22 protein-coding genes and 2 pseudogenes are annotated in these 22949 nt (G+C 62.8%); 15 read left to right on the top strand and 9 right to left on the bottom strand.

Annotated elements, in window-relative coordinates; all coding sequences use genetic code 11:
- The first annotated feature begins 42 nt into the window (after nt 1–42).
- The 4 genes from XH79_RS03930 (at nt 43) to XH79_RS03945 (ending at nt 2374) form a co-directional block, all read left to right on the top strand.
- Complete coding sequence (locus XH79_RS03930) at nt 43–252, top strand: transcriptional regulator domain-containing protein (protein ID WP_271580763.1); 210 nt, start codon at nt 43–45, stop codon at nt 250–252.
- Nucleotides 161–829 (top strand): DUF2285 domain-containing protein, encoded by a 669-nt coding sequence (locus XH79_RS03935; RefSeq protein WP_271580764.1) that lies wholly within the window; start codon nt 161–163, stop codon nt 827–829. Before XH79_RS03930 ends, XH79_RS03935 begins: the two co-directional genes overlap by 92 nt.
- Nucleotides 830–1033: 204 nt before the next feature.
- A complete protein-coding gene (locus XH79_RS03940) occupies nt 1034–1285 on the top strand; it encodes a helix-turn-helix transcriptional regulator (RefSeq protein ID WP_271580765.1) in 252 nt (83 codons plus the stop codon).
- Between the two features lie 12 nt (nt 1286–1297).
- A complete protein-coding gene (locus tag XH79_RS03945) occupies nt 1298–2374 on the top strand; it encodes a replication initiator protein A (RefSeq protein ID WP_271580766.1) in 1077 nt (358 codons plus the stop codon).
- A gap of 84 nt (nt 2375–2458) precedes the next feature.
- Here the strand turns inward: XH79_RS03945 and XH79_RS03950 are convergent, their stop codons facing one another.
- The 4 genes from XH79_RS03950 to XH79_RS03965 are packed head-to-tail and all read right to left on the bottom strand — an operon-like array spanning nt 2459 to nt 7203.
- Nucleotides 2459–3946: a TniQ family protein gene (locus XH79_RS03950; protein WP_271580767.1), complete on the bottom strand. Its 1488-nt coding sequence runs from the start codon at nt 3944–3946 to the stop codon at nt 2459–2461.
- Nucleotides 3933–4850: a TniB family NTP-binding protein gene (locus XH79_RS03955; protein WP_271580768.1), complete on the bottom strand. Its 918-nt coding sequence runs from the start codon at nt 4848–4850 to the stop codon at nt 3933–3935. The genes XH79_RS03950 and XH79_RS03955 overlap by 14 nt, the downstream gene beginning before the upstream one ends.
- The gene (locus XH79_RS03960) at nt 4847–6520 is read right to left on the bottom strand and encodes a Mu transposase C-terminal domain-containing protein (RefSeq protein WP_271580769.1); all 1674 of its coding nucleotides are present in this window, start codon (nt 6518–6520) and stop codon (nt 4847–4849) included. Before XH79_RS03960 ends, XH79_RS03955 begins: the two co-directional genes overlap by 4 nt.
- Complete coding sequence (locus XH79_RS03965; RefSeq protein ID WP_271580770.1) at nt 6517–7203, bottom strand: TnsA endonuclease N-terminal domain-containing protein; 687 nt, start codon at nt 7201–7203, stop codon at nt 6517–6519. The genes XH79_RS03960 and XH79_RS03965 overlap by 4 nt, the downstream gene beginning before the upstream one ends.
- A gap of 177 nt (nt 7204–7380) precedes the next feature.
- On the opposite strand from XH79_RS03965, the gene parA reads away from it, so the two are divergent.
- The 9 genes from parA (at nt 7381) to XH79_RS04010 (ending at nt 15404) form a co-directional block, all read left to right on the top strand.
- Nucleotides 7381–8019 (top strand): ParA family partition ATPase, encoded by a 639-nt coding sequence (gene parA, locus XH79_RS03970; RefSeq protein ID WP_271580771.1) that lies wholly within the window; start codon nt 7381–7383, stop codon nt 8017–8019.
- Nucleotides 8016–8270 carry a ribbon-helix-helix protein gene (locus XH79_RS03975; protein WP_271580772.1) on the top strand — a complete coding sequence of 85 codons (255 nt, stop codon included), beginning with the start codon at nt 8016–8018 and terminating at the stop codon, nt 8268–8270. Before parA ends, XH79_RS03975 begins: the two co-directional genes overlap by 4 nt.
- Nucleotides 8267–8785 carry a DUF2840 domain-containing protein gene (locus XH79_RS03980; protein WP_271580773.1) on the top strand — a complete coding sequence of 173 codons (519 nt, stop codon included), beginning with the start codon at nt 8267–8269 and terminating at the stop codon, nt 8783–8785. Before XH79_RS03975 ends, XH79_RS03980 begins: the two co-directional genes overlap by 4 nt.
- Nucleotides 8782–9327: a S26 family signal peptidase gene (locus XH79_RS03985; protein ID WP_271580774.1), complete on the top strand. Its 546-nt coding sequence runs from the start codon at nt 8782–8784 to the stop codon at nt 9325–9327. Before XH79_RS03980 ends, XH79_RS03985 begins: the two co-directional genes overlap by 4 nt.
- Before the next feature lie 34 nt (nt 9328–9361).
- A complete protein-coding gene (locus XH79_RS03990) occupies nt 9362–9697 on the top strand; it encodes a DUF736 domain-containing protein (protein WP_271580775.1) in 336 nt (111 codons plus the stop codon).
- 4 nt (nt 9698–9701) lie between these two features.
- A complete protein-coding gene (locus XH79_RS03995) occupies nt 9702–10607 on the top strand; it encodes a lytic transglycosylase domain-containing protein (RefSeq protein ID WP_271580776.1) in 906 nt (301 codons plus the stop codon).
- A gap of 585 nt (nt 10608–11192) precedes the next feature.
- The gene (locus XH79_RS04000) at nt 11193–12932 is read left to right on the top strand and encodes a relaxase/mobilization nuclease domain-containing protein (RefSeq protein WP_271580777.1); all 1740 of its coding nucleotides are present in this window, start codon (nt 11193–11195) and stop codon (nt 12930–12932) included.
- A gap of 41 nt (nt 12933–12973) precedes the next feature.
- Nucleotides 12974–14956: a conjugal transfer protein TraG gene (locus XH79_RS04005; RefSeq protein ID WP_271580778.1), complete on the top strand. Its 1983-nt coding sequence runs from the start codon at nt 12974–12976 to the stop codon at nt 14954–14956.
- Between the two features lie 7 nt (nt 14957–14963).
- Nucleotides 14964–15404, top strand: coding sequence for a CopG family transcriptional regulator (locus XH79_RS04010; RefSeq protein WP_271580779.1), 441 nt, complete (start codon nt 14964–14966; stop codon nt 15402–15404).
- 345 nt (nt 15405–15749) lie between these two features.
- Here XH79_RS04010 and XH79_RS04020 read toward each other — a convergent pair whose 3' ends face one another.
- The 5 genes and pseudogenes from XH79_RS04020 to XH79_RS43070 all read right to left on the bottom strand — a co-directional run bounded on the left by XH79_RS04020 (nt 15750) and on the right by XH79_RS43070 (nt 21417).
- Nucleotides 15750–16793, bottom strand: coding sequence for a RiPP maturation radical SAM C-methyltransferase (locus XH79_RS04020; protein WP_333938779.1), 1044 nt, complete (start codon nt 16791–16793; stop codon nt 15750–15752).
- Between the two features lie 70 nt (nt 16794–16863).
- Nucleotides 16864–17763 (bottom strand): RiPP maturation radical SAM C-methyltransferase, encoded by a 900-nt coding sequence (locus XH79_RS04025; protein WP_271580780.1) that lies wholly within the window; start codon nt 17761–17763, stop codon nt 16864–16866.
- A 693-nt stretch (nt 17764–18456) separates the two neighbouring features.
- A pseudogene (locus tag XH79_RS43200) lies at nt 18457–19986 on the bottom strand (radical SAM family RiPP maturation amino acid epimerase).
- 65 nt (nt 19987–20051) lie between these two features.
- The gene (locus tag XH79_RS04040; RefSeq protein ID WP_271580783.1) at nt 20052–20432 is read right to left on the bottom strand and encodes a Nif11-like leader peptide family natural product precursor; all 381 of its coding nucleotides are present in this window, start codon (nt 20430–20432) and stop codon (nt 20052–20054) included.
- Between the two features lie 541 nt (nt 20433–20973).
- A complete protein-coding gene (locus XH79_RS43070; protein ID WP_333938778.1) occupies nt 20974–21417 on the bottom strand; it encodes a hypothetical protein in 444 nt (147 codons plus the stop codon).
- A gap of 336 nt (nt 21418–21753) precedes the next feature.
- Here XH79_RS43070 and XH79_RS04050 point away from each other — a divergent pair, with 336 nt between their 5' ends.
- Nucleotides 21754–22521 carry a hypothetical protein gene (locus tag XH79_RS04050; protein WP_271580784.1) on the top strand — a complete coding sequence of 256 codons (768 nt, stop codon included), beginning with the start codon at nt 21754–21756 and terminating at the stop codon, nt 22519–22521.
- Between the two features lie 126 nt (nt 22522–22647).
- Nucleotides 22648–22949: pseudogene (locus XH79_RS04055) on the top strand (transposase); the annotation flags it as partial.

A 22949-nucleotide genomic window follows, 5' to 3' on the forward strand; every position in this document is an offset into this window, starting at 1 on the left:
TGGATTCGTGGTGCGGGGCACAGAACGAAAGACGAGAAGACCATGCCGACCCAGTATTGGCGGGCGCCGGAGACCATTGAACGCCTGAATCGCCTTGAGCGTCCGGGTTTTGCCCTTGAGTTTCTGCGGCGCAATGCCGAGTATCGCCGCGATTTCGTCCGTGCTGAACGCCAGATCGCGCGAGACGGCGCTGATCCCGAAACCATCCGAACCAGTTTCGCACGTCGATGGAGGTTGCGGTGTCGCCCATGACCCCGCCTCTCCGGTTGGGCCCGAACCAGCCATTTGGCTTCCCGAGGCATCACCGGGCACATTGATCCTGACGCCCGCGCCGCCGGACTTCGAGACCGTTCGTTCGATTGATCGCAACGCTTTCGGACTGCCGATCGTCGAGCGGACGGATGCTTATGGTCGCGAGCTGGTTGTCACAGACGGCTCGGGTGAGCTCCATGTCCGTTTGGGCGACGAGCGAGCCGCGCGCTGCCCTGCGGTGCTTGTGCCGCTCGACAGTATGGGCGAACTGCGCGCCGACGTGGCGCTACACTTCGCCCGCCACCTTGCTGGCGAACGCACCGGCCTTCTGCCGGCGGCGCTGCGGCTGACGTCGTTTCAGAAACGGCGACTGACACAGCTTCTTCACGCCTTCGACGTTCACGATCTGGGTGGCGGCCCGCGCGACGTGGCAGCGAAGGTGCTCGCGTCCGACCACGCTCACCGTCGTTCGGTCGAGTGGAAGGATTCGCATGCTCGCCGTAAGGCGAACCGCCTCATTCATGATTCGATCGCCCTGGTCGAGCGCGGTTATCTGAAACTTCTACGCGGCCTGTGAGCGGCCATCGATCCCTTAAAGCCATCCGCCTCGATGAGTTAATCCGCGCCTCGTGGCAACGCCTGGCTTCGCCCGGTTGCGACTGTGGGGGGACACAAACGTAAGTCAATTTTCGTCCACCCCCAACGCCTGAACTCTCCGCCACTCTGGCCCCGACATGCCGCGATTTGGCCGCGGCGCTTCGAGGCAAGACGGAGATCTCCCATGCTCGATAGGCCCGCACAGCTCGCCACCCGCTACGTGCGCACCCCAGAGGCCGCGTGCCTCCTCGGCATCTCGCCGCGCACGCTGGAGAAATACCGCTGCCATGGCAATGGCCCGACCTTTCGCAAGCTCGGCGGCCGCGTCGTCTACGCCATCGGCGATCTCGAAGAATGGGCCGATCAGGCCGCCTGCAATTCAACGTCGGATCCTCGCTATCTCAAGGCCCGTGCCGCCGCCAACGCGCATCGCTGAGGCATCCCGCCCATGTCGTCGCGCCGCCTCATCACGCCCAGCGAACGAAGCAAGCTCGATCCGTTCGTTGTCGCCACTGGCGACGCCAGTCCGCGCGATCAGCGCGACCTGATGGAGCGGCCGTTCTTTTCTCTCGCCAAGACCAAGCGGACGAGGCCGATCCACTACCAGGCTGGCGACGTGTGTGTCGAAGTCTATGCAGTTCCTGAGCACGGTATGGCGACCATTTGGGATGCCGACGTGCTGATTTGGGCGGCGAGCCAGATTGTCGAGGCCGAGAATCTTGGTCTGAAGACCTCGCGCTTCCTGCGTTTCACACCTTACCAGCTTCTGACCGCAGTCGGCCGACAAACTGGTGCCCGCGAATACAAGCTCTTGAAGCGCGCACTGACCCGTCTGCAAGCGACTGTGATCCGCACCAGCATCCGGCAGGGCGAGCATTGGCGGCGCCACCAATTCTCCTGGATCAACGAATGGGAGGAATGCGCCCGGCGCGATGGCCGCGTGGAAGGCATGGAATTCGTCCTACCCGACTGGTTCTATCGCGGCGTCATCGATCGGTCGCTCGTTCTTACCATAGATCCGGCGTACTTCGGGCTGACTGGCGGGATTGAGCGCTGGCTCTACCGCGTCGCACGCAAGCATGCCGGCCGCCAGCCGAAGGGTTGGCTGTTCGAGTTCGCACACCTCCATGAGAAATCCGGCAGCCTCGCCAAGCCCGCTGACTTCGCCTTTGATCTCCGCCGGGTCGCTGCCCGTCAACCGCTGCCAGGCTATCGCCTGAGCGTCGAACGCAGGGAATGCCGAGAACTGCTGCGCATCCTGCCGGCTAAGTCATTCACAGCACCTGTGGATGGCGCTGTGAATCAGCTCGGGACTTCGGGCGTGCGCACTATCGGGACTCCGGGCGTGCCCGTATCGGGATTTCGGGAGTGCAGACCGCAGCTAACGTTTTGGCCGGAAACCGCGATTCCCGGCCTTAACTTAGAGTCTAACTTAGAATCTAACTGTTGTAGTGGGGCCGCGCGTCTTGCGGACAACGCCGAGGTCGACTGTCGCTGGCCCCAGAAGCCGAGAACGGGGGCCTAAATGAGTAGAATGGCCCTCAATCATGCGACTGTGGTCCTTCTTCATGCGACTGGTGGTCCTTCTTCATGCGACTGGCGCGCCGCTTCACACATACACTGGCGCAAGTGTGAGTCGCCTCTTGGCGAGCACTTTGCGCCGACGCCACGGACCGTACTTGCGCAGGAATCGTCCCGCGATGTGCAAGCTGATCTCGACTCCGAACCGCCGTCGCGCTTCATTCTGCACACGATTAGCGCGCCAGCGTGGTCCGTCTGGCGACGCCGTGGCGATCCATTCGGCGAGCTCCATCACCTGCGGCTCGCTGAGTTGGTGCCACCGGGGCCGCTCGAGCGCGGCGTCGAGGCCGCCCTTCGCTCCACGTCTAATCCAGCGATACAGAGTTCGTGGTATAACATCGGCGACCTCGACCGGCAGGCCATCGCGCACGTCGGCGATTGCGAGGAGGCGAACTCGCCGATGCGGCAGCCGCTCGCGGGCCGCTTGTGCGCGCAAATCTTCGCCCGTTTCCGGCAAGGTGTCGATCCAAGCTCGCCACCATGCGCGTTCGGGCGGGTGGCTCTCGTCGGGCCATGCGGCGAACAGCAGTTGCTCCACTGGTCCGCGGATCGCCGCATCGAGGTTCGGCCAGCGCCGCAACTGACGTCGGGGCCGCGCGGCGCGCAGGATCGCGAGCGCGGCCTGCGCCCGCATCGGCCACGCCTCGAACATCCAGGCGAGGATGGCAAGGCCCCGATAGGCGTCAGCGACCTCGCCGAGCGGTTCGGTGTTCAAATCACGTGCGATCCGCGCGAAGAGCTGATCGCGGGCTGCCGGCTTGGTGTCGATCCACACCGTCCCGAGCAGGACGTCGAACAAAGCAACTGCAACTGGCCAGCTGAGCGTGCCGACCTCGGGCAGATCGATGATCCCGGCTGGCCGTCCTTCGAGCACGCGCTGTTGCAATCGAAGCACTGGCTCCGGTGCGAGCCGGCTCGGAGCGCGTGCGAGCCGGAAGGCGCAGCGCGGACAGCGATCCGGCGCAAAGTGGTCGCGAGACGACAATGCTGGCAACCGCAGTTTTGCTCCGCATTCTGGACATGTCCGAACAAACGGTACGCGATGCATCGGACAAGCGGCCAGCCAGCTGAGCGTCCACGTACGCCTGATGTAACTGGTCTCATCTTCGGAGAAGCATTCCGGGCAAACACCGATGCGGCGCGTTTGCCGCGACGGTTGCTCGACCGTAAAGCGCTGCCGACTGAACCGCTCCGGCAATGCATCGTCTCGTCCATCATCTGGCCAATCGGCAAACGTCAGCGCACGGACAGTGTCGGTCGACTGGCCGGTTCCGCGTGCAAGCGCGGCAATGAGAAGCGGATCAGGTTTGCGCCACCACTCGCAATGTGTCGCGAGATCGCGCTCGCCGTCGCCGAGCAGCAAGTGTTCCGGCGGGACAGCAAACGGTTCGGCGAACCGCAGCAACCACGATGCCAATACCTCGTCAGGCAATGGCGCTACTCGCGCTGGCAGCCGCGGAGGCGCGATTGCCTCGGTCTCGAAGAACTCAACCTCGTAAGTCTCAGCCGGCAGCATGTCGGCGCTCCGTGGGAGGGATGAAGCCCATGTTTTCGATCCGTTCGATGCGGATGCGCTCCTCACCAGCGATGATCGCGGCCACCGCCGCCATTGTAACCAAGTTGACCACCTCGCCGAGAATGCCCTCGGCTGTAGCCAAGATCTTCTGCGCGACCGCAGGCTCCTCCAAGCCAGATGGCTCGCGCAACGGAAGCATAGCTTCCAACGTATTGAGCATCCGCCGATACTCGGCGTCAAAAGACCAGGGCGGCAGCCTAAACGGCGTGAACCGGTTGGCGAGCTGGTCATCGCTCTGGATCTGGTCATCGCTCTGGATGGCGCGTAGCGCTTCGGATGTACCGACCGCGACGAGCGGAATCTGCAATTCGTTGCCGAGCCAGCGCAGCAAGTTCAGAAAGCGGCGTTGTTGGTCGCGCGAGCCTGACAAAATGTTGTGGACCTCGTCTATGGCGAGCAGCCTCACGTCGGTCGCGCGTAACATCCGCATCGCCATATCCTGCTTAGCGGCCAACAGGTCGTTGCTGCGATCGGGTGCGCCGAGCGCTTCCAGCACTGCCGAGAAGAACCGACGTTCGTCCGGCGCCGGTGGCGTCTGGACCTTGAGGACCGGCACGGCAATTGCGCCTTCGCGGACGTCGGCCTCGGCGCCTCGCATGTGCTCACGCCTGAACTTTTCAACGATCATGGTCTTGCCGTTGTTGCTCGGACCGACCAGCAACAGGTTTGGCATCCGTGTCCGCTTCGGGAACGTCAGTAAGTCCTCCATGGCCGACAGGGCGGCTTCCGCCCGTGCGTAACCGATCCATCGATCCATACGGATACGCCGGATGCGTAGCTCGGCTGGTTCGTCGGCCAGCGAGCGTATCTGCGGGAGTAAATGCGGGTAGGATCGATCGCTCACATCCACTCCTCCACATTCTTGAACACCCGCTGATCAGCGGGCAGCGGTTCAATCGGTGTCGTAGATTCTGCGGCCGTGCCGGTCGCTCGTTCAGCTGTTGTTTGAACAAGCTGCAGTCGCCGTTCTCGCTGGCGACGCGCCAGCTTGCTGTCGGCGCTGGCGCGCTCGGCTATCCCGCGCATGACCTCGATTGCCCTAAAGATCGTATCTTCGTTGACCTCGGCGCGACCTTCCTCGCGCAGTCGCTTCAGCGCCAGGCGGTGCTCCCACAGGCTGATCGGCGGCCGGCGCAAGTCGCAATAGCTGAGGTCGTAGTAGCGCCCATCGGGCGCCAGCAAGTAGATGCGGCTGAGATCGCGCGGATCATAGCGAACGATCATGCGCTCGCGTTCGCCGATCCACGCGCGCAACACATCCGACCAGTATCCGATCGAGTTCAGGAACACGCCTTCGCGACGGACGAGGCGGCGCTCGAGCGGCAGGAAGTCGATCAGGAAGCGCCGTGGATCCGCGACTGCGCTCGGCGCACCGCGTCCCGGCGTCTCGCCATCGCCCAAAATTCCGCGCTTCCACGCCGCAAGCGGCGTCGTGCCGATCCCACGATGCAGCTCCTGGTGATAGATGCCGACGATCGCATGGGCAAGCCAGCGCTCGACCTCTTCGAGCGTCATGACGGCGCTCTTCGATGGGTCGAGGTCACCCTTAGCACGGACATTCGAGAAGGTCGTGCCGGGCAGCAGGTGGACTTTGCCCATCATTGTGCCGATCAGCCGCTCGATATGACCGCCGTAGTGGGGCGTGCGTACTGGCCGATAATCGACCGCTATTCCATACTGGTCACAGCCGCGCTTCAGCGCCTCGGAGTGGAACTCCTTAGCGTTGTCGAGGTGCAGCCGATCGGGCACGCCATCGATCGGCCACTCGCCGTCAACGTTGCGCGCCATCAGCCAGCCGACCTTTGGCAACGCTGCATGCGCGATGCACAACGCAGCGCTGGTCGCCGACGGCGCATCGAGCGCCAGATGGAAGCCAGCGACGCAGCGCGAGTGGACGTCGATCGCCAGTGTGAGCCATGGCCGTTGGATCGGTGCGCGCGTGACGCTATCAACTACGATCACATCAATCAGCGTGTGGTCGATCTGTACCAGCGACAGCGGCCACGGTGCATCAAGCGAGCCGGCTGCTGCCCCGAACTGGTCGTGGGCAGCCTTCCTGCCGTGACGCCGAGCAGTCATCTTGGCTACTGGTCGCTGCGCCAGGCGCAGACGCACCGCCTTGCGACCTGGTGCATAATAGCCCAACGCACGACAGCGGCGGCGGACTTCGACCAGCAGATCACTCACCCTCGGTCGCTGCCGGGAGAGATAATAGTCATCGATTGTCGTGTTGATGACCTCATCGACCTCGGGCGGCAGCCTGATCGCTCCAGCTCTTGGTCCGTGGCGATCCGGCAGCAGACTGGTCAGGCGCGGATCGGCCTCATAGCGGCCGAGCAGCCGATAGAGCTGCGACAGGCTCATGTCCAACTCGGCCGCTGCCGCCTCAGCGTCCGCGCGCGTGCGGTCGGTCAGCTCCGCCAGATCACGGATCACGGCAAGCCGGCGGCGCGCCTTTTGCCACTCCTTTGCGGGTACGTCGGTGAGATCTGGCGTAGTCGTTGCCTCGGTCATGGCGCTGTCACTGGCGTATCGAGCCGGATCGGCGCGTTCAAATCGACGCTCAGGCTCCCTCGCGCGATCAGCCGCCACATCGTGGCCAAGGCGATGGCACGATCACAGTCCATTGCCTCGACGATTCGTCCGAAGGTCGGCGCTGATAACGCGCGAGCGACGCGCAACATCCGGTCTGCTGCGACCGGATCGAGTGCTGCTCGCCTCAGCGGGATCAGCCGCTTTGCATTCTCCAGCCGCGGCACGCGGATGCCGCGCTCGGTCGCGATGTGGAAACTCGTTTTGTGCTCACGCGTCCAGGCCCGCGCTGCTGCGAAGCCGGGCCTCAGTTGCGCCCAGAATGCGCGCAGATCCGCCCGGTACTTCACTTCAACTAAGTCGGAACGCCCATCGCTCCAGCGCACCAGGAAATCCGGCGTGTACCGGCGCAGCTTGCCGCCGTCGTCAAACCTGATCGTCACGGGTTGCGAGGTGATCGTCGCGGCTGGGTCAGCGAACGCAGTCAGCGTGACGAAATCCCGTTCCAGCGCGCTCTCATGCTCAGCCGTCCCCGTCGGGACTGGCTGGAAGCCGGTTACGTGCGAACGTCGGCTCAGCGGGATGCGCCGCATGGGGCCACCCGAATCAAATTTGGCGAATGAGGTGACGGTAAACCCAAATCCGCCGGTCAGTCCACCGAACAAGGGCCAAGTCTATGATGAAAGGACCATCAGCCGATGTTCAACTGCCTGCAAAGACTCAGCATTCCACTTGCGCACAGACTCGTCTTTTGCGGCCAACGACACCGACGCTGACCCGCCAACCACGCACCCAAGTCAGCCATCTCTGTCGCTCCCGGATCGCAAGGCGGGAGGCAAGCGATGATCGTCGCCGTGCTCAACCAGAAGGGCGGTGTCGGCAAGACGACGCTTGCCCTACACCTCGCCGGTGAATGGGCGCTGCGCGGAAAGCGCGTGATGCTGATCGATGCTGACCGCCAGGGCTGGGCGTTGGATTGGTCGCAGCAGCGCGCGAGGGAGAACGTCACACGGTTGTTCGGCGTCGTTGGCCTCGCGCGCGATACCCTCCACCGCGAGGCGCCGGAGATCGCACGCACCGCCGATCATGTCGTCATCGACGGACCGCCGCGCGTCGCTGGATTGATGCGTTCGGCGCTGCTGGCGGCCCATCTGGTACTGATCCCCGTGCAACCCTCGCCCCTCGACGGCTGGGCGTCTGCCGAGATGCTCGCTCTGCTGCGAGAGGCCCGCATCTACCGGTCCCAGCTCGCCGCTCGCTTTGTGCTCAACCGCTGCGGCGCACGCACGATCATCGCCCGCGAGACCGCTGAAACTCTGGCCGATCACGATCCGCCGGTGCTCGCCAGTACCCTCGGCCAACGCGTCGTCTTCGCTGATGCCGCGCAGTCCGGTCGGCTCGTCTTCGAGTTCGTGGAGCAGGGCGCCGCCGCCCGCGAGATCGCAGCTCTCGCTGCTGAAGTCGCGAGGTTCGCGCCATGAGCGAGCGTTCCACCAACCGAGGCTTCGCCTTACGTCCCGGCGACGCCGAAAGCTGGATCAGGACGAGCGACGCACCGCCACGCAGCGTGAATGAAGCAGCGGCATTCACCGCGCGTTTGACCATCGACATCACGCCGGCGCTGCGCGGCCGCATCAAGGTCGCCGCGTTCCAGCGCGGCGCGACCGTTGCCGACATGCTCCGCGAATTGCTCGCGCGAGAATTCCCCGCTGACGCCGGAGAGCCGTCATGAACGACAACGAGGCCTTGCCGCCGCGCGCCGTACCTCCGTCGCATCGACGTGCTGTTGCGCTCACCCATGTCGAGCTGACCTGGATCGAGAAGCGGATCGAGCACTGGCTGCGCTTCGGCCGTCGCGCGGAGGAGAAGATTCTCGACCGCCGCCGCAGCGTCTCAAGTTTTGCGCCCGGCAGCATCTTTGGCTTCGTCCGCTGGGCATCGAACGACTATGGCACCGTGGTGTCGCGCATGGATATCGTGCGTGCCGTTGAGGCCGGCCAGCGCTATCAGACGCTGCCATTCGTCCGTCCCGGCGGCGAAATTCTGCTGCGCGTCGACAGCTGGCCGAAGGTTGAGCGCGCGTTGCAGGCGATCGACGCCATCGAGGCGCTCTCCATCGATCCGGCTGATGCTGCGCCCGAATACTGGCGGCATCTCCACAACCGTCTCGCTGCCGACCATGTGCCGCGCGCCTACACGCGCGAGCAACATATCGCCTGGCTCAAGCGCCGGAGCGTCACGCCATGACTCCCTTCGGCTATCTCATGTTGACCTACCTTGCGGCGCTGGTCGCTGGCGCCCTGGCCCTCATTCATCCTGCGCCGCGGCTGATCTGGAACGCTACCGCGAGCACGCCGATAGGACTCTACGTGCTGCATCCCGTTGGAGAACTGCACGCCCTCGAACTGGTCGCGGTACGGCTGCCGGAGCCGATCGCGAGCTTCCTTGCCGATGGCGGCTTTCTTCCCAGAGGTGTGCCGCTGCTGAAGCGTGTGATGGCGCTGCCCGGGCAGACTGTTTGCCGGTCAGGCGACACCGTTTCCGTCGATCATGTCGATGTCGGCGCCGCACACGACCACGATCATCGCGGCGGTCCGCTGCCGCGTTGGAGCGGTTGCCATACCCTCGAGCCCGGCGAGGTCTTTCTCATGAACCCAACCGTCCCGGACAGCCTGGACGGCCGCTATTTCGGCTCGCTTCCCATCACTTCGATCATCGCGCGCGCAGCCCCGCTTTGGACCAATGAGGCCGGCGACGGCCGCTTCGTCTGGCGTGTAGCCACCCATTGACCCGCTTTCAACCCAGCAACCCAGGAGCTTTCCCATGACACAAATCGGCCAGTTCACCAGCGACAAGTCCGGCTTCACCGGACGCGTTGAGACGCTATTCTTCGAGCGGATTCTCACTCTCGTTCCGGCCGAATCCTCGGATGCCGAGAACGCGCCGGACTACCGCATCCGCCTCGGCGATGCCGACGGCCCGGAGATCGGGGCAGGCTGGAAGCGTACCGGCGAGAAGGCCGGCGAATACGTTTCGTTGATCATCGACGACCCGGCGCTGCCGCGGCCGATCCGCGCCAACCTCTTCCAGTCGGGCGACGACAAAGCGGCCTGGACCCTGAACTGGAATCGTCAGCCCCAACGCGCCGAGCGGGACTGATTGCATGCAGGATCCCGTCACGCGTGCTACCGACAAGGCGGATCTAATCTCCATCCCTCTGCTCGCGGCAACGCCGTCTCCTCCCTCCGGTCCGCGCAACCGTCGGCCGGCAGCCGCGCACACTGGTTGTCAAATCGGCGGTCCCTGCGCACCGCCGGTAGGCAGCAAGACGCCTCGCCATGATGGCGAAGCCACGGCGGGCTTTGCCGTTCTCCTCCTTACGGGCCTGCTGGTAATTGGCGGGCCAACGGCAGCAGAATCCGCGCAGAGAGCGCCGGCGCAAAGTCAACGGGCGAGCGATCACTACGCAGCTCATGTGGCAGAAGCCGCGCAGCGTTTTGGCATTCCCGCTGCATGGATAGGCGCCGTCATGCGGGTCGAGAGCAACGGCGATCGGCGTGCCGTCTCACCGAAAGGTGCACTCGGCCTGATGCAACTCATGCCCAAGACCTGGACGGACATGCGAGTTCGCTACGGTCTCGGACGCGATCCCCTCGATCCCCGTGACAACATCCTCGCCGGCGCCGCCTTCCTTCGCGAACTGCACGACCGCTACGGCTCGCCAGGCTTTCTCGCGGCCTATAATGCAGGTCCCGGCCGCTATGAGGAGTTTCGCGATAGACACCGTCCACTGCCGGCGGAGACCAAAGCCTACGTCGCGGCCATCGTCCCTTTTGTCGATGCGGAGAGAGCGCCAGAGCCTCTCCTCGTCGCGGCCTCCTCTCGTTCATCCTGGACGCGGGCGCCGCTGTTTTCGGGTCACGCTGACGGTCCGTCTCCTGGCGCGCGAGCGGCGCTCGATCACGTGCATGCCGGCTTAGCTGCCACTCCGGTGCACGATGTTTCGGCGATTGCGCCGCAGTCGGAGGGCCTGTTCGTCGCGCTCTCGGCCACGGGGCGATCGCAATGACTGCACGGCATCTTCAACGTCCATGCGCGGATCGCGGTACGTCTGCACGCACCCTTGTTGCGGCGGCTGCACATCGGGCAGCTCGTGATATCAGCCGTCAGTTTCCAGGTTCGCTGGCGCCCCGTGACGGACATTCGGTTTGCATTCGAAACGCTGCAATACAGTCATACGGGCGATGCCTTCGGCCCGCGCTCTACTCGTCGCTTCGCTCCTCACCGAGCCACCCTGCGGGTGTCTCGGCCCTTCGGGTAACGATCGCTATCGCAAACGCTCGCAAACAGTGGGGGCTTCGCAAGTCAACTGCCAAGTCGCGGCGGCTCTTTTGCAATGAATCGGCCACCAGCCAACGTGTTCGGGCAGGCGCTATTGAAGGATCCACCGCAATGACCCGAACTTGTCGCAAATCGCCGCAAGTACCTACCGGACGATGGCGAGATAAAAGGCCGCAATGTGCGGCTCGGTCGGTCGGTTGTTGTTGCTTTGTTTTGTTGCTGATCCGGCAATGTGTTGCGTCGGCACGCAACGTGCGCCCCACTGTCAACTCATTGCACGGATTCTGCATTTCGCACATTGCCGAGGCTGGCAATGGCTGAAGAGAACGAATTTCAGCCCCGGCCAGGCCGCATCCGCTCCTCGCGGAGTCAGCGGGCCAAGCCCTTCATCGCCCAGGCGCTTGCCGCTGCTCAGCGCGCCGGCGGCGGCATTTCGCGCGCCGGCCATCTCGTGAGCCACCGTCATTCGCGCTTCGGCCGGGGGCGCGTCGTCAGCGTGCGGGCAAACCGTCTGCTCACCGGCCGCTCACGGCTGGTGACGATCAAGACCCGCGTTGTCCGGCATAGAGCGAGATCGGCGCCGCTTGCCGCCCATCTCGGCTACCTCCGGCGTGAGGGCGTCACCCGGGACGGGGAGAAGGCCCGCTTGTTCGGCCCCGACACCGAGGATGCCGATCCCAAGGCCTTTGCCGAGCGCTGTCCGAATGACCGTCATCATTTCCGCTTCATCGTGTCGCCCGAAGACGCGCCCGATATGGCCGACCTCAAGGGCTTCACCCGCGAGCTGGTCGGGCAGATGGAAGTGGACCTCGGCACCAAGCTCGACTGGGTGGGTGTCGATCACTGGAACACCCAGCACCCGCACGTCCACATCATCGTGCGTGGCGTCGCCGAGGACGGCCAGGACCTCGTCATCTCCCGCGACTACATCAAGGAGGGGATGCGCGCCCGCGCCCAGGACCTGGTTACACAAGAGCTCGGACTGCGCTCCGATCTCGACATCCGACGATCGCTCGAGCGCCAGGTCGAAGCCGAGCGCTGGACACAGCTTGATCGCCAGCTTGTTCGGGATGCAGACCGGCACGGTGTCATCGACCTTGCGCCCAATCCGGTGCAGCAGCCCTATCAGTTCCATGCATTGAAGGTGGGCCGGCTGCGACGCTTGGAGAGCCTCGGCCTCGCTCATCAGCTTGGGCCAGGCCAATGGGTCATGGACGAGGCCGCCGAGACGACGTTACGCGAGCTCAGCGAGCGCGGCGACATCATCAAGCGGATCCATCGCAGCCTGACCGAACGCGGCATCGAGCGCGGGACCGCGAGCTACGTGCTGGCAGGCGAAAGTCTCGACGTTCCCGTCATCGGACGTCTCGTCGATCGCGGTCTCGACGATGAACTCAAGGGGACCGCCTATGCCGTGGTCGATGGCGTCGACGGCCGCACCCACCACATCAGACTGTCCGATCTCGACGCCGCTGGCGACAGCGCGCCGGGCTCGATCGTCGAGCTCCGCAAATTCGATGACGCGAGAGGGCAGCGTCGCGTTGCGCTCGCCGTCCGCTCCGATTTCTCGATCGAAGCGCAGGTGACGGCGAGCGGCGCAACATGGCTCGACCGCCAGGCCGTCGCCCGCGATCCGTTAGCACTTGGCCAGGCCGGCTTCGGCGCCGAGGTCCGCGACGCTATGGAACGGCGGGCCGAGCAGCTTGTCGAGCAGGGGCTCGCCGAACGCCAGGCGCGCGGGCTGGTGTTCGCGAAGAACCTCATCGGCACGCTGCGGCGTCGGGAATTGGAGGATCTCGGCAAGCAGCTCGCCGCCGAGTCCGGCCAGCCGTTCAACCCGTCGGCTGGCGGCGAGTATGTGGCCGGCACCTATCGGCAGCGCTTCGCGCTTGCTTCCGGCCGCTTCGCCATGATCGACGATGGTCTCGGCTTCCAGCTTGTGCCCTGGGCGCCCTCGCTGGAAAAGCAGCTCGGCCGGCATGTCTCTGGCGTTGCCCGCGCCGATGGCGGCATCGATTGGGGTTTTGGGCGCAACCGGGGGCTCGGCTTGTGAGTGATCCTTCCAATCACCGACCTCAGGAGAGGGCGGCCGCCATGTCGGCGACCAGCATCCTCTGGGGACAGGTCATCACGGTCTTCGCGATCGTGCTGCTGACGATCTGGGCCGCGACGGAATGGACCGCCTGGCGGCTCGGCTTCCAGCCGCAGCTCGGGCAGCCCTGGTTCGAGCTGCTCCACTTTCCGTTCTACCTTCCGCCGGCCTTCTTCTGGTGGTGGTACGCCTACGATGCCTATGCGCCCTCAATCTTCACCGAGGGCGCCTACATCGCGGCATCCGGCGGCATCATCGCCGCAGCCGTTGCGATCGGCATGTCTGTCTGGCGCGCCCGCGAGGCAGAGAATGCCGAGACCTATGGCTCCGCGCGATGGGCGGAGGCAAAGGAGATCGAGCAGGCCGGATTGCTGGGGCGTGACGGCGTCGTGCTCGGCAGGTTCCAGCGCGCCTATCTTCGTCATGATGGGCCGGAGCATGTCCTGTGCTTCGCTCCCACAAGATCGGGCAAGGGGGTCGGCCTCGTCATCCCGTCCCTCCTGACCTGGCCGGGCTCGGCGATCGTCCATGACATCAAGGGGGAGAACTGGCAGCTCACCGCCGGCTTCCGCAGCCATCACGGCCGCGTTCTTCTGTTCGACCCGACCAACGCGAAATCGTCAGCCTATAACCCGTTGCTCGAGGTCCGCCGCGGCGAGTGGGAGGTGCGCGACGTCCAAAATATCGCCGACATCCTCGTCGACCCCGAGGGTAGCCTCGAGAAGCGGAACCACTGGGAGAAAACCAGCCACGCACTGCTCGTCGGCGCGATTCTCCACGTCCTCTACGCCGAGGAGGACAAGACGCTCGCCGGCGTCGCAGCCTTCCTGTCCGATCCGAAGCGGCCGATCGAGTCGACGCTTGCCTCGATGATGCGGACGGCGCATCTCGGTGAGGCGGGTGTCCATCCCGTGGTAGCGTCCGCTGCGCGAGAGTTGCTGAACAAATCGGGCAACGAGCGCTCCGGTGTTCTGAGCACCGCCATGTCGTTCCTGGGCCTCTATCGAGACCCCGTAGTGGCGGAGGTGACACGGCGCTGTGACTGGCGAATCACCGACATCGTCGGTGGAGAGCGAGCGACCACGCTCTATCTTGTCGTGCCGCCGTCGGACATCAATCGCACCAAGCCGCTGATCCGTTTGATCCTGAACCAGATAGGCCGCCGATTGACAGAGGACCTGCAGGCCAAGGCCGGCCGCCGCCGCCTCCTCCTGATGCTCGACGAATTCCCGGCGCTCGGCCGGCTCGACTTCTTCGAGTCCGCGCTGGCATTCATGGCCGGTTACGGCATCAAGAGCTTCCTGATCGCTCAGTCGTTGAATCAGATCGAGAAGGCATATGGACCCAACAACTCAATCCTCGACAATTGTCACGTCCGGGTCAGCTTCGCGACCAACGACGAAAGGACGGCAAAGCGGGTATCCGACGCATTAGGCATGGCGACTGAGATGAAGGCGATGAAGAACTATGCTGGCAGTCGGCTGGCACCTTGGCTCGGTCACTTGATGGTGTCGCGGTCGGAGACCGCCCGTCCGCTGCTGACGCCCGGCGAGATGATGCAGCTCCCGCCATCCGATCAGATCGTGATGATGTCGGGCCTCCATCCGATCCGGGCCAAAAAAGCGCGCTACTACGAGGATGGAGGGTTCCAGGAGCGCATCCTGGCGCCTCCGACCCTGACCAAGGCCAACGACGGGAGGCTGGACGACTGGAGTTCACGGCCGCTGCCGCCGCGCCGAACGGCATTGCAGGCGCCGACCGACGACCCGACGGATGACCAAGACCCCAAGACCGCGGATCGGCGGCGGCATCCGGAATTGGATCGCGATACCGCGGAAAAGAAGGAACCGCTCGATAACGAGTTCGCGGCCGACCTCACCGACGAGTTCGATGAAGATGCCCCGCGTATGAGGCGCATGAACGACATGATGCAGGGCGTCGCGCGCCAGGCCTCGCTCGATCCCGGCGATGATCTCGGACTGTGAGGCTCGCATGACCGGGACAAAGAAGAAGGCCCAGATGTCGGTCTATCTTGATCCGGCCGTCATGAAGGCCTTGTCGGCCTATGCCGCCCGGCGCGAGCAATCGTTGTCGCTCATCGCCGAAGCCGCGATCGCGTCCTTCCTATCGCCGGACGCCGAGGAGCGGCGGGAGGCCGCTACTGCCAAAAGACTCGATCAGATCGACCGCCGGATCGCGCGTCTTGAGCGGGATGTCGGGATTTCGGTCGAGACCATTGCACTCTTCATCCGCTTCTGGCTCACGACGACACCGCCACTCCCCGAACCGGCCGCCAAGGCCGCGCGGGCACAGGCCGGAGCGCGCTATGATAACTTTGTCGCTGCACTGGGCCGCCGACTCAATCAGGGGCCGAAATTGCGGCAGGAGCTACCGGAAGATGTTCAGCAGACTGGCTCGTTTCAAGGCGACTAGATCAGCGTTTTCTTGGTTCGAATCATATCGGGCAGCGTCGGCGAGCTTGTACGACCAGGTCTGGATGACCGGATGGCGGTTGACGTCGTCGAGACCAGCCATGATGCTCTGTTTGAGTTCGTGTTTTGAGGCCACCCGGTATGGCGGAGGACTGAACGGGCGAACTTGGAGAAGAACCCCTCCATGAGATTGAGCCACGAGCCGTGCTTGAGGGTGAAGGTGAGTTCGAAGCGTCCGACCGGTCGAGTGGCGAGCCAGGCTCTGGTTTAATGTGCGCCGAATGATGGTCGAGAATCAACTTGATCGCAGTGTTCGGAGCTTGGGGCTCGGCGCTGTTGATTGTGCTCAATGACGCGGGCGAACAATGGGACAAGACTGGCGCGAGCGCCAAGCAAAGGAGATAGGCGACGGGTGAGGCCCTGCGAAGTGCACACCGCAGTTTTCATTATTCGCGCGGGGGGCCACTGGCGTGGAGCGTCGGTCGAGATAGCCACCAGGGAAGGCAGTCAGGGGAGGGATTGGCGTATATGGATGCCATAACGCGAGCCCAACCAGCCGCGCGTCAAGCCGTACGATCAGCTTGCGGGCGATCAGGTCAGCTATCGCCGCCTCAATCTCGCCCTGCATTACATTCGCCGCGCCCGGCCGTTCGTGCAGGCGGGTTTCAGGCGAGCCTTCGTCCGCGGCCAGAAGAATTTCTCGCTCAAGGCCTCTGACGCGGTGTTCGCGCTCGACCGCTATGGCTCGCGTGTCCTCGACTATGATTTCGTCGCCGTTGTCCTGCATCGACAGCATAGAGAAAGTCGGCCCGCACCAGGCTTTCAGCCAGGCATCGATACCCTTGGCGACGGCATTTAGCCCCGGGCGGCGGTTAGCGTCGCGCGCTGTGAAATGGCCGGCGAAATCGTTGTCTTCGCTGTCTTCGAAGTAGTATACCTGATCCGAGAGATCGCGCTCCGACAGCGGATAGACGTAGCGATAGGGGGCAGGGGGGAGCAGCTTCAGTCCATGTTTCTCGGCTGTGTAATGATAAGGGCTGTAGCGCTGATATCGCAAGCGTACCGCCGGTCCCGGCTGCAGATGATGCAGCAACGGCAACCAAGAGGCCATTTCCGCATACCATGCATCACTCTCGCCGGGAAAGCCCCACAATAAACTCCAACTGACGCGCAAGCCGTACTGACGGCACCACTTCAAGAGCTGAACATTGTGCGCTGAGGTCGTCCCTTTGCGCATCAGCTTCAAAACACGAGTATCCAGGCTCTCAATACCCGGTTGAATCCAGCGGACGCCGGCGGCAGCCAGCTTCTCCACTTCGTGGCGTTTCAGGTTGGCTTTGACCTCAAAGAAGATCGCGAGCTTCTCGGGTAGCGCGGTGAGGTGAGGCAGCGCCTTTTCTCAATCATCTCCGCTGCGGCCTTCTCCGCCGGCTTCTGGCGGTAGGTCATCGATCCGCCGTTTAGCCCGCAAAACATGCAATGACTGCGCTTGCCCACCAGCAGCCGCGAGAGAACTCCATCGGCAGCCCGGCATGGATGCGATCGGCGTAGAGCGATGCCTCGACCTCCGCAAAATAGTCCGAGAAATCCGGCAGCGGCAGGTCACGCATGTTCTCGATCACTGCGCGGGGCACTAAGTCGCGCGTCGACGCCGCGGGATAGCCGGCCTCGCGATGCGTCGGACCGAAAACGCCAAATGGCAGGTCAGCAGGCGGAATGTTTCTGCCGCGATTGAGGATGTCCCAACACAGCGGGCCGATCAGTGTGTCGGCCTCGCCCGACACGACATAGTCGACCCATGGGAAACGCGCGTGAGTGCTCCGCCCCATTACCGACTCGCAGTTTGCTCCACCCACGAGGGTGACAAGATCAGGCGAGCGCTCGCTCAGCCGGCGCAGCAACGCGAGCGAGGGGACATGCTGGGTGAAGGTCGAGCTGCACCCGACCATAGCCGGCCGCTTCTCTAGTATCTTGTCAGCCGTCCAGTCGATAAACCCGCCGATAAGCGAGCGCAGCCTGAGGAAATTCGCGCGACGCTCGGCCATACCTTTGCCTGCGCGTATCGGGTTGCGCTCGAAATAGAGGTCGAGAAAGGCGTTTTGTTCGGGTTCGAAGCCGGGAAAAGCAATGCCCGCGAATAGCCAATCAACCAGTGCCTCCTCTGGCGGGCAATTCTCAAGAGGTCCATAGTCGGCGATGCCTATGTATTCTAAAAACCAGATGTTGGCATATGCTATGGTGGATTGCAGTCCAGCCTGGGTCAGCGCTGATTTCAGCAGACCAAGCGCCAGCGACGGCCTTTCGACTGCCGACACAGGCATGTTGACTAGGACGATTGGCACATCGATACTCATAATCATACCACGTTATTCATGATGTGCGCACAGGTGCATTCGCCGTGCCATAGTCTCATGCGCCGGACGGCAAAGTGAACTCTTGCGCGATTCTGGCTGGAGCCGTGAACATGAAGTCGGTTCGGGCAGTGGGCAGCCCGCTTCGAGCCACGATTTCCGCGTCACGTTCGTTGCCCGCGACTGGACGGCATGAACAAGCAGAGAGTGCTGGAGCCGAGCGGTGAATGATTGCCTACACGCGGCTCCGCTCTTGATATTGAGCGGCGGCACGCTTGAGTGCGACTCGCTGCTTTTCATCATCGATGAGCGGATTGACGTCGTCATTCACATGGACCTATCAAAGTTTCAGGTGCGTCGTCGTCGGCTACCAGGGATCACCGCTAGTCCAAGCTGCAGTGGCTCGCCACGAAAAGCCACGACCTCTCCGGAACCAGCGGCACTGTCGTCTGGCAGAACCATTTGATTGACGACTTGGCGGGGCAAGCCATTCTTGACTTAACAGCGTGCGTCCCAGTCGTGCACCGCTGATGCACGCAAATGAGGGCTTGGCTCGAAGCCGCAAGCGCGGAAGTCCGCGGCTTCTGTGGTCACGTCGGTTGTGCACGCCACGAAGCCACGGACCGTGGATGCGGAGCTTGTCACCGCGTTCAGCACTGTTGGATGGTGGGATGCTGCCGTTGCTTGAGGCTAAGTAGTACCTCAATGCGAATCGGCACAATCTGCACCGGTGCGGGAGCCCGCGTGTTTGACTCCTTCGATGCGGCTCGTCGTCCAGTCACCGGTCTGCCAGATGAAGCGATCGTCGAGGTCTTCTTCGATCAGCCCGGCCATGTACAACTGATCGAGCAAGTAGGCGACCGCAAGGAGGGTTTTTCCGTCAGCTGCGACCCGAATAACCAGCTCCGACATTGTGCAGTTGCCGTCCGCGATCAAACGGCCAACGGAAATTGGGGCGATATCGTCGAGCACGCGGTGTTCCATGTTGCGTGAGCGAAGATGAAAGTACCGGCTCCCTGCCTTGTATTGCAGGTCCCTGCGGAAGCGGATTGGCAGATCATGGGCCGGGCTATCGAGCATATGCTGTTCGATCATGCTCTGCAGCCCGCCCCGGAATCCGTCAGGCGTGCTGAAGAAGCGTTCGCCCAGGATGCGGTATCCGAGAGGCCAGCGCTCGCTACCCGGCACCGGCGTCACCAGTCGTAAACGCCCCTGCCGCATATTTATGAGGAAGCCGGAAACACAGGCGATCGTCGTGTGATTGCTTTCCAGAAAAGCGATTGCACCGTCCTTGTTAGCGCCCCTGAGCTTCTCCTTCCGCTCGCGCGCGCGCCCGGCCGTAGCCTTTGCCGTCAGCGCCTCGTTGCCCTGCAGGATGAGTTCGACTCCTAGCAACTCCTCAGGCGAAAACGCCCTGTGAATCTGATTAAGATGTGCCGTGCTCAGCACGGAGAAACGATTTGTCGTCGTGCGATATCGATTGAAGAGCCCGAGCACGCGCCTGGTGAGGGCCTGATCCTTGAGTGGGGCTGCCGTTGTTGTTTGCGGTAACGCGCCCGTAATCTGATAATAGTCGAACAGAAAGCGATCGTAGTGCGGGCTGTCCATAGGATCTGTGGCCCAGTAGCAGAAGCCCGTGCGGACTGCCGAACCAAACATTTCGCTCGCGACACCAACCACGCCCCGCCAAAGCGCTGCATGCTCTTTGCTATAGTCCTAATAGCCTTTGAAGCGATCGGCCGAGAGGCCACAGAACCAACAACCGACGGTGCAGCCTTCGCTTAGCTCGAAAGCGATTATGGGGTGCGTGAGCGACGCCGCCGACACGCCCAACTGGTCATTGCAGCGCTGGATTTGCCGCTCGCGCCAAGCATGAAAGCGAGGATTGATCGTTGACATCTCGCCTTCGTCGCGCAAGAGGTCGCGATGACGCATCATCTCGCGGAGATACTCATCCCACATCACAGCTTGCGGCCACGGCGTAGACTCCGGCTTGAAGCGGTATTGTTGGTAGCCGCGCCAGAGCGGCAGCACCTCCATTGGATCCACTCTGATGCCGTACCGTTCTGTTACCGCTCGAGGCGTGGCGATTGCCTCCGCAAGCGCCCTGCGGAACTCCGCGTCACCGACTAACCGCTCCATGAAGCGTTTGAGATGCGACAGCGTGCGCAGTTGCTCCGGGGGGCGCCGGTCAAAAATCTGTCGGTAGTGCTCGGCGGCAGCATGTGTCATTTGACGAAGCTTACTTCATGTTCTCATCGCACTTCATCGCCTCCTTGAGCAACCAGCCGATGCGGTCAGAGCGAAGGCATGTCAGACTTCGGCCACGACCGCAACAATAACAACCACAACAACTGCGCGGGCTCAACTGCCGTGGCGTGGTCAGAGGCCGCTTCCGCGGCTTGCGCGCCGCTCGTGGCCACCTCCGCAACGGCCTGCACAGCGCCGGTCGAGATCGGATCACTCGAATAAAAAGTGCCACCGGCGAGCCGTTTAGTCGTCAACTTCTGTCGAGCTCGAATGCAACTTTTAGCTTCATCAAGTGTGAAGCTGTAGCCGAGGCTCTTTCCGATCGCGACAATCGATGCAAGGCCGGTAGCAGTTGGTTTTACGCGTTCAAGCAGACCATCCTCGTTCCCCAGATCGTTGACGAATCGCTCTATGTCAGTTCGCGACACAGCCAGTCTCCGTGCGTTTGCTCAAAGTCGCCAACCATCTCGGGCCCACAAGCGATCGGTACCGACGCCGTGAACAAGGCAAGAGGCGTGCCGAATTGAAGATTGCTGATTTTTCGCTTTTTCTGACCCTACGTATCGTCCGCTTGGTGACATTTTGTTGCCGAACTGATAACCGGCCCGCTAGGCGGGACCAGGTTTTCGTTGTCGATGTCCAAACGCAGCGGCTTGGGGCAATATCAAAGGGGGGGAATCGACGACTTCGGACGTTGCCGATCGTTGGTGCGGCCTTGATCATCAAGTTGCTTGACGAGGCTTGAATGCCCGCTCCGGATTCGGACTGCAAAGACGACCGATCATGGTCGCATCCGTGGCACTCGCGAACAAGATTGCGCGCATCATCTAGGCCTTGGTTTGCGAAGTACAGCATGCAACGATGGGGTGCGTTCTTTCAGGCGTCCTACAAGTTTGATTGAACAGATCACACCTCAAGCCAAGCGCCGGGCGTCTTCGACACTAAGAAATGGCGCGCATCGAGCAAGGATCATTTAGCCATGGCCTTGCCGGTCGCGGGCCTTATGCAGTCCGAGCATTCGATCTTGAGCGCATGGTCTCGGTAAAACGAGACATTGGGCGCTTCGGTCCATGACATCGCGCCCGCGCTGCGACATGACGATAGTACGCGCGCCACTGTGTCAGGTAGACGTTTCGATGGGGTCCGGCCGCATACAGAGCCGGCTTCGACCCCGCCGGCGCCACGCCGCCGGAGTTTGCGTGCCAGCAGCCGAGCATTGTAGAAGTTGCCGAAGCTACCATCGGCGTAAACCCGAACATGCGAGGTTGTGGAGTCCACGATCCGCTCGTCAACGAGTTGACTCCATGACGCCTCTTTGGCGTCGCGGTAGCCGAGAGAGAAGGCGATCGACAGGTCTGATGCCCATAGACCTTTGAACCTGCGCATTGACGATTGCAGCAGAGAGCCCATCATGCGCCTCCACGAGGAAGGCGAGTTCTGTGCTGAAGCAGAGTTCAGAAAGGGAGGAATGAGCAGTTGATCAGGGCCGCTGGCGAGGATGGACCGGGACTGGTATTGCATGCTGAGGGCCTGGGGGCCTACTGACCGAGTGACGTTCGTCGCTGCGAGGTGACATGTTTCTGTTATCTCGGTAAATGACGAGGACTGGTATTCGGGCCGCACACTTGTTGCGTCTCGCTATCGATGATCTTACAGCCGTTGGAGGTGCGCATTGCCTCACCCAGAATGTTACTGGACAACTTCTTGCCGATGATTGGGTCGGTGCCATCGAATTGTTCGGTGGCGTCTATGGCGGGAAAGATCAGCATGGGCGCGCGGCGCGAGGTGGTGTCGGTGGTAACGGAGCGTTACCGGTCGGCCAAACGAGGGGAGAAGGGACGGATCCTCGACGAGCTGTGCGCGACGACTGGCTGGCATCGCAAGCATGCGGTGCGCGCGCTCCGGCGACGCGAGGCGGTTGGACCGGGCGGGGTCGAGGCGACAAGAAAGCGAGGACGCCGATATGGCGCGACGATTAAGGACGCGCTGACTGCACTGTGGGAGGCGTCGGATCGGGTGTGCGGCAAGCGGCTCAAGGTGATGATCCCGACCTTGCTGCCTGCCCTTGAGCAACATGGCCGATTGCAGCTTGGCCAGTCGGACCGTGATCGTGTTCTGGTTATCAGCGCCGCCACCATCGATCGCCTGCTAGTCGATGTGAAGATCGCGGCGAGTGGCGGCAGGCGGCGCCGTGCCGGGTTCTATTCGGCAATCCGGCGCGAGGTCCCGATTCGCACGTTCAATGACTGGAACAGCCCGGTGCCCGGCTTCTGCGAGGTCGACATGGTCGCTCATGGCGGCACGTCGGTGGCTGGCTCGTTCATCCAAACCCTCACAATGGTCGATGTCGCCACCGGCTGGACGGAGTGCCTGCCGTTGCTGACGCGGGAAGGTTCGCTCGTCGTCGAGGCGATCAACCGTGCACAGAACCTTTTCCCATGGCTGTTGCGCGGCGTGGACTTCGACAACGATAGCGCCTTCATGAACGATGTCGTCGTGCCATGGTGTCGCGAATAGAAGCTCGAAGTCAGTCGCTCGCGCGCCTATAAGAAGAACGATCAGGCGTTTGTCGAGCAGAAGAATGGTGCCGTCGTCCGCCGCCTCATGGGCTATGGCCGCTTCGATGGCGTCGAGACAGCGCGTATGATGGGCCGCCTCTATGCGGTGGCACGGCTCTACGTCAACTTCTTCCAGCCGTCGTTCAAGCTAAAGGAGAAGCGCCGCGAAGGGGCTAAGGTGATCAAGCGCTATCATCTCCCGTCGACGCCCTATGAGCGTGCCTTGGCGCATCCCAAGGTGACCGCGGCTGTGAAGAAACGGCTACGCGATCAGTATCGTTCGCTCGATCCGGTCGCCCTGTTGGCGGAGAATCGCGCGACCCAAGAGGAATTAGGTAATCGCGTCGATCGTCGTGCCGGACAGGCGCGCGGCCCGCAACCCGCTCA

The organism is Bradyrhizobium sp. CCBAU 45389 (assembly GCF_028128625.1).
GTDB classification, from domain to species: Bacteria; Pseudomonadota; Alphaproteobacteria; order Rhizobiales; family Xanthobacteraceae; genus Bradyrhizobium; species Bradyrhizobium liaoningense_B.

What these genes read in the sequence shown, in the direction of transcription:
- XH79_RS03985 (WP_271580774.1), top strand. Translation starts at nt 8,782, where the DNA reads ATGACTCCCTTCGGCTATCTCATGTTGACCTACCTTGCGGCGCTGGTC.
- XH79_RS03940 (WP_271580765.1), top strand. Translation starts at nt 1,034, where the DNA reads ATGCTCGATAGGCCCGCACAGCTCGCCACCCGCTACGTGCGCACCCCA.
- XH79_RS03930 (WP_271580763.1), top strand. Translation starts at nt 43, where the DNA reads ATGCCGACCCAGTATTGGCGGGCGCCGGAGACCATTGAACGCCTGAAT.
- XH79_RS03950 (WP_271580767.1), bottom strand. Translation starts at nt 3,946, where the DNA reads ATGCTGCCGGCTGAGACTTACGAGGTTGAGTTCTTCGAGACCGAGGCA.
- XH79_RS03960 (WP_271580769.1), bottom strand. Translation starts at nt 6,520, where the DNA reads ATGACCGAGGCAACGACTACGCCAGATCTCACCGACGTACCCGCAAAG.
- XH79_RS43070 (WP_333938778.1), bottom strand. Translation starts at nt 21,417, where the DNA reads ATGATGGGCTCTCTGCTGCAATCGTCAATGCGCAGGTTCAAAGGTCTA.
- XH79_RS04025 (WP_271580780.1), bottom strand. Translation starts at nt 17,763, where the DNA reads ATGATTATGAGTATCGATGTGCCAATCGTCCTAGTCAACATGCCTGTG.
- XH79_RS04010 (WP_271580779.1), top strand. Translation starts at nt 14,964, where the DNA reads ATGACCGGGACAAAGAAGAAGGCCCAGATGTCGGTCTATCTTGATCCG.
- XH79_RS03945 (WP_271580766.1), top strand. Translation starts at nt 1,298, where the DNA reads ATGTCGTCGCGCCGCCTCATCACGCCCAGCGAACGAAGCAAGCTCGAT.
- XH79_RS04000 (WP_271580777.1), top strand. Translation starts at nt 11,193, where the DNA reads ATGGCTGAAGAGAACGAATTTCAGCCCCGGCCAGGCCGCATCCGCTCC.
- XH79_RS03975 (WP_271580772.1), top strand. Translation starts at nt 8,016, where the DNA reads ATGAGCGAGCGTTCCACCAACCGAGGCTTCGCCTTACGTCCCGGCGAC.
- XH79_RS04005 (WP_271580778.1), top strand. Translation starts at nt 12,974, where the DNA reads ATGTCGGCGACCAGCATCCTCTGGGGACAGGTCATCACGGTCTTCGCG.
- XH79_RS03990 (WP_271580775.1), top strand. Translation starts at nt 9,362, where the DNA reads ATGACACAAATCGGCCAGTTCACCAGCGACAAGTCCGGCTTCACCGGA.
- XH79_RS04050 (WP_271580784.1), top strand. Translation starts at nt 21,754, where the DNA reads ATGGCGGGAAAGATCAGCATGGGCGCGCGGCGCGAGGTGGTGTCGGTG.
- XH79_RS03995 (WP_271580776.1), top strand. Translation starts at nt 9,702, where the DNA reads ATGCAGGATCCCGTCACGCGTGCTACCGACAAGGCGGATCTAATCTCC.
- XH79_RS03980 (WP_271580773.1), top strand. Translation starts at nt 8,267, where the DNA reads ATGAACGACAACGAGGCCTTGCCGCCGCGCGCCGTACCTCCGTCGCAT.
- parA (WP_271580771.1), top strand. Translation starts at nt 7,381, where the DNA reads ATGATCGTCGCCGTGCTCAACCAGAAGGGCGGTGTCGGCAAGACGACG.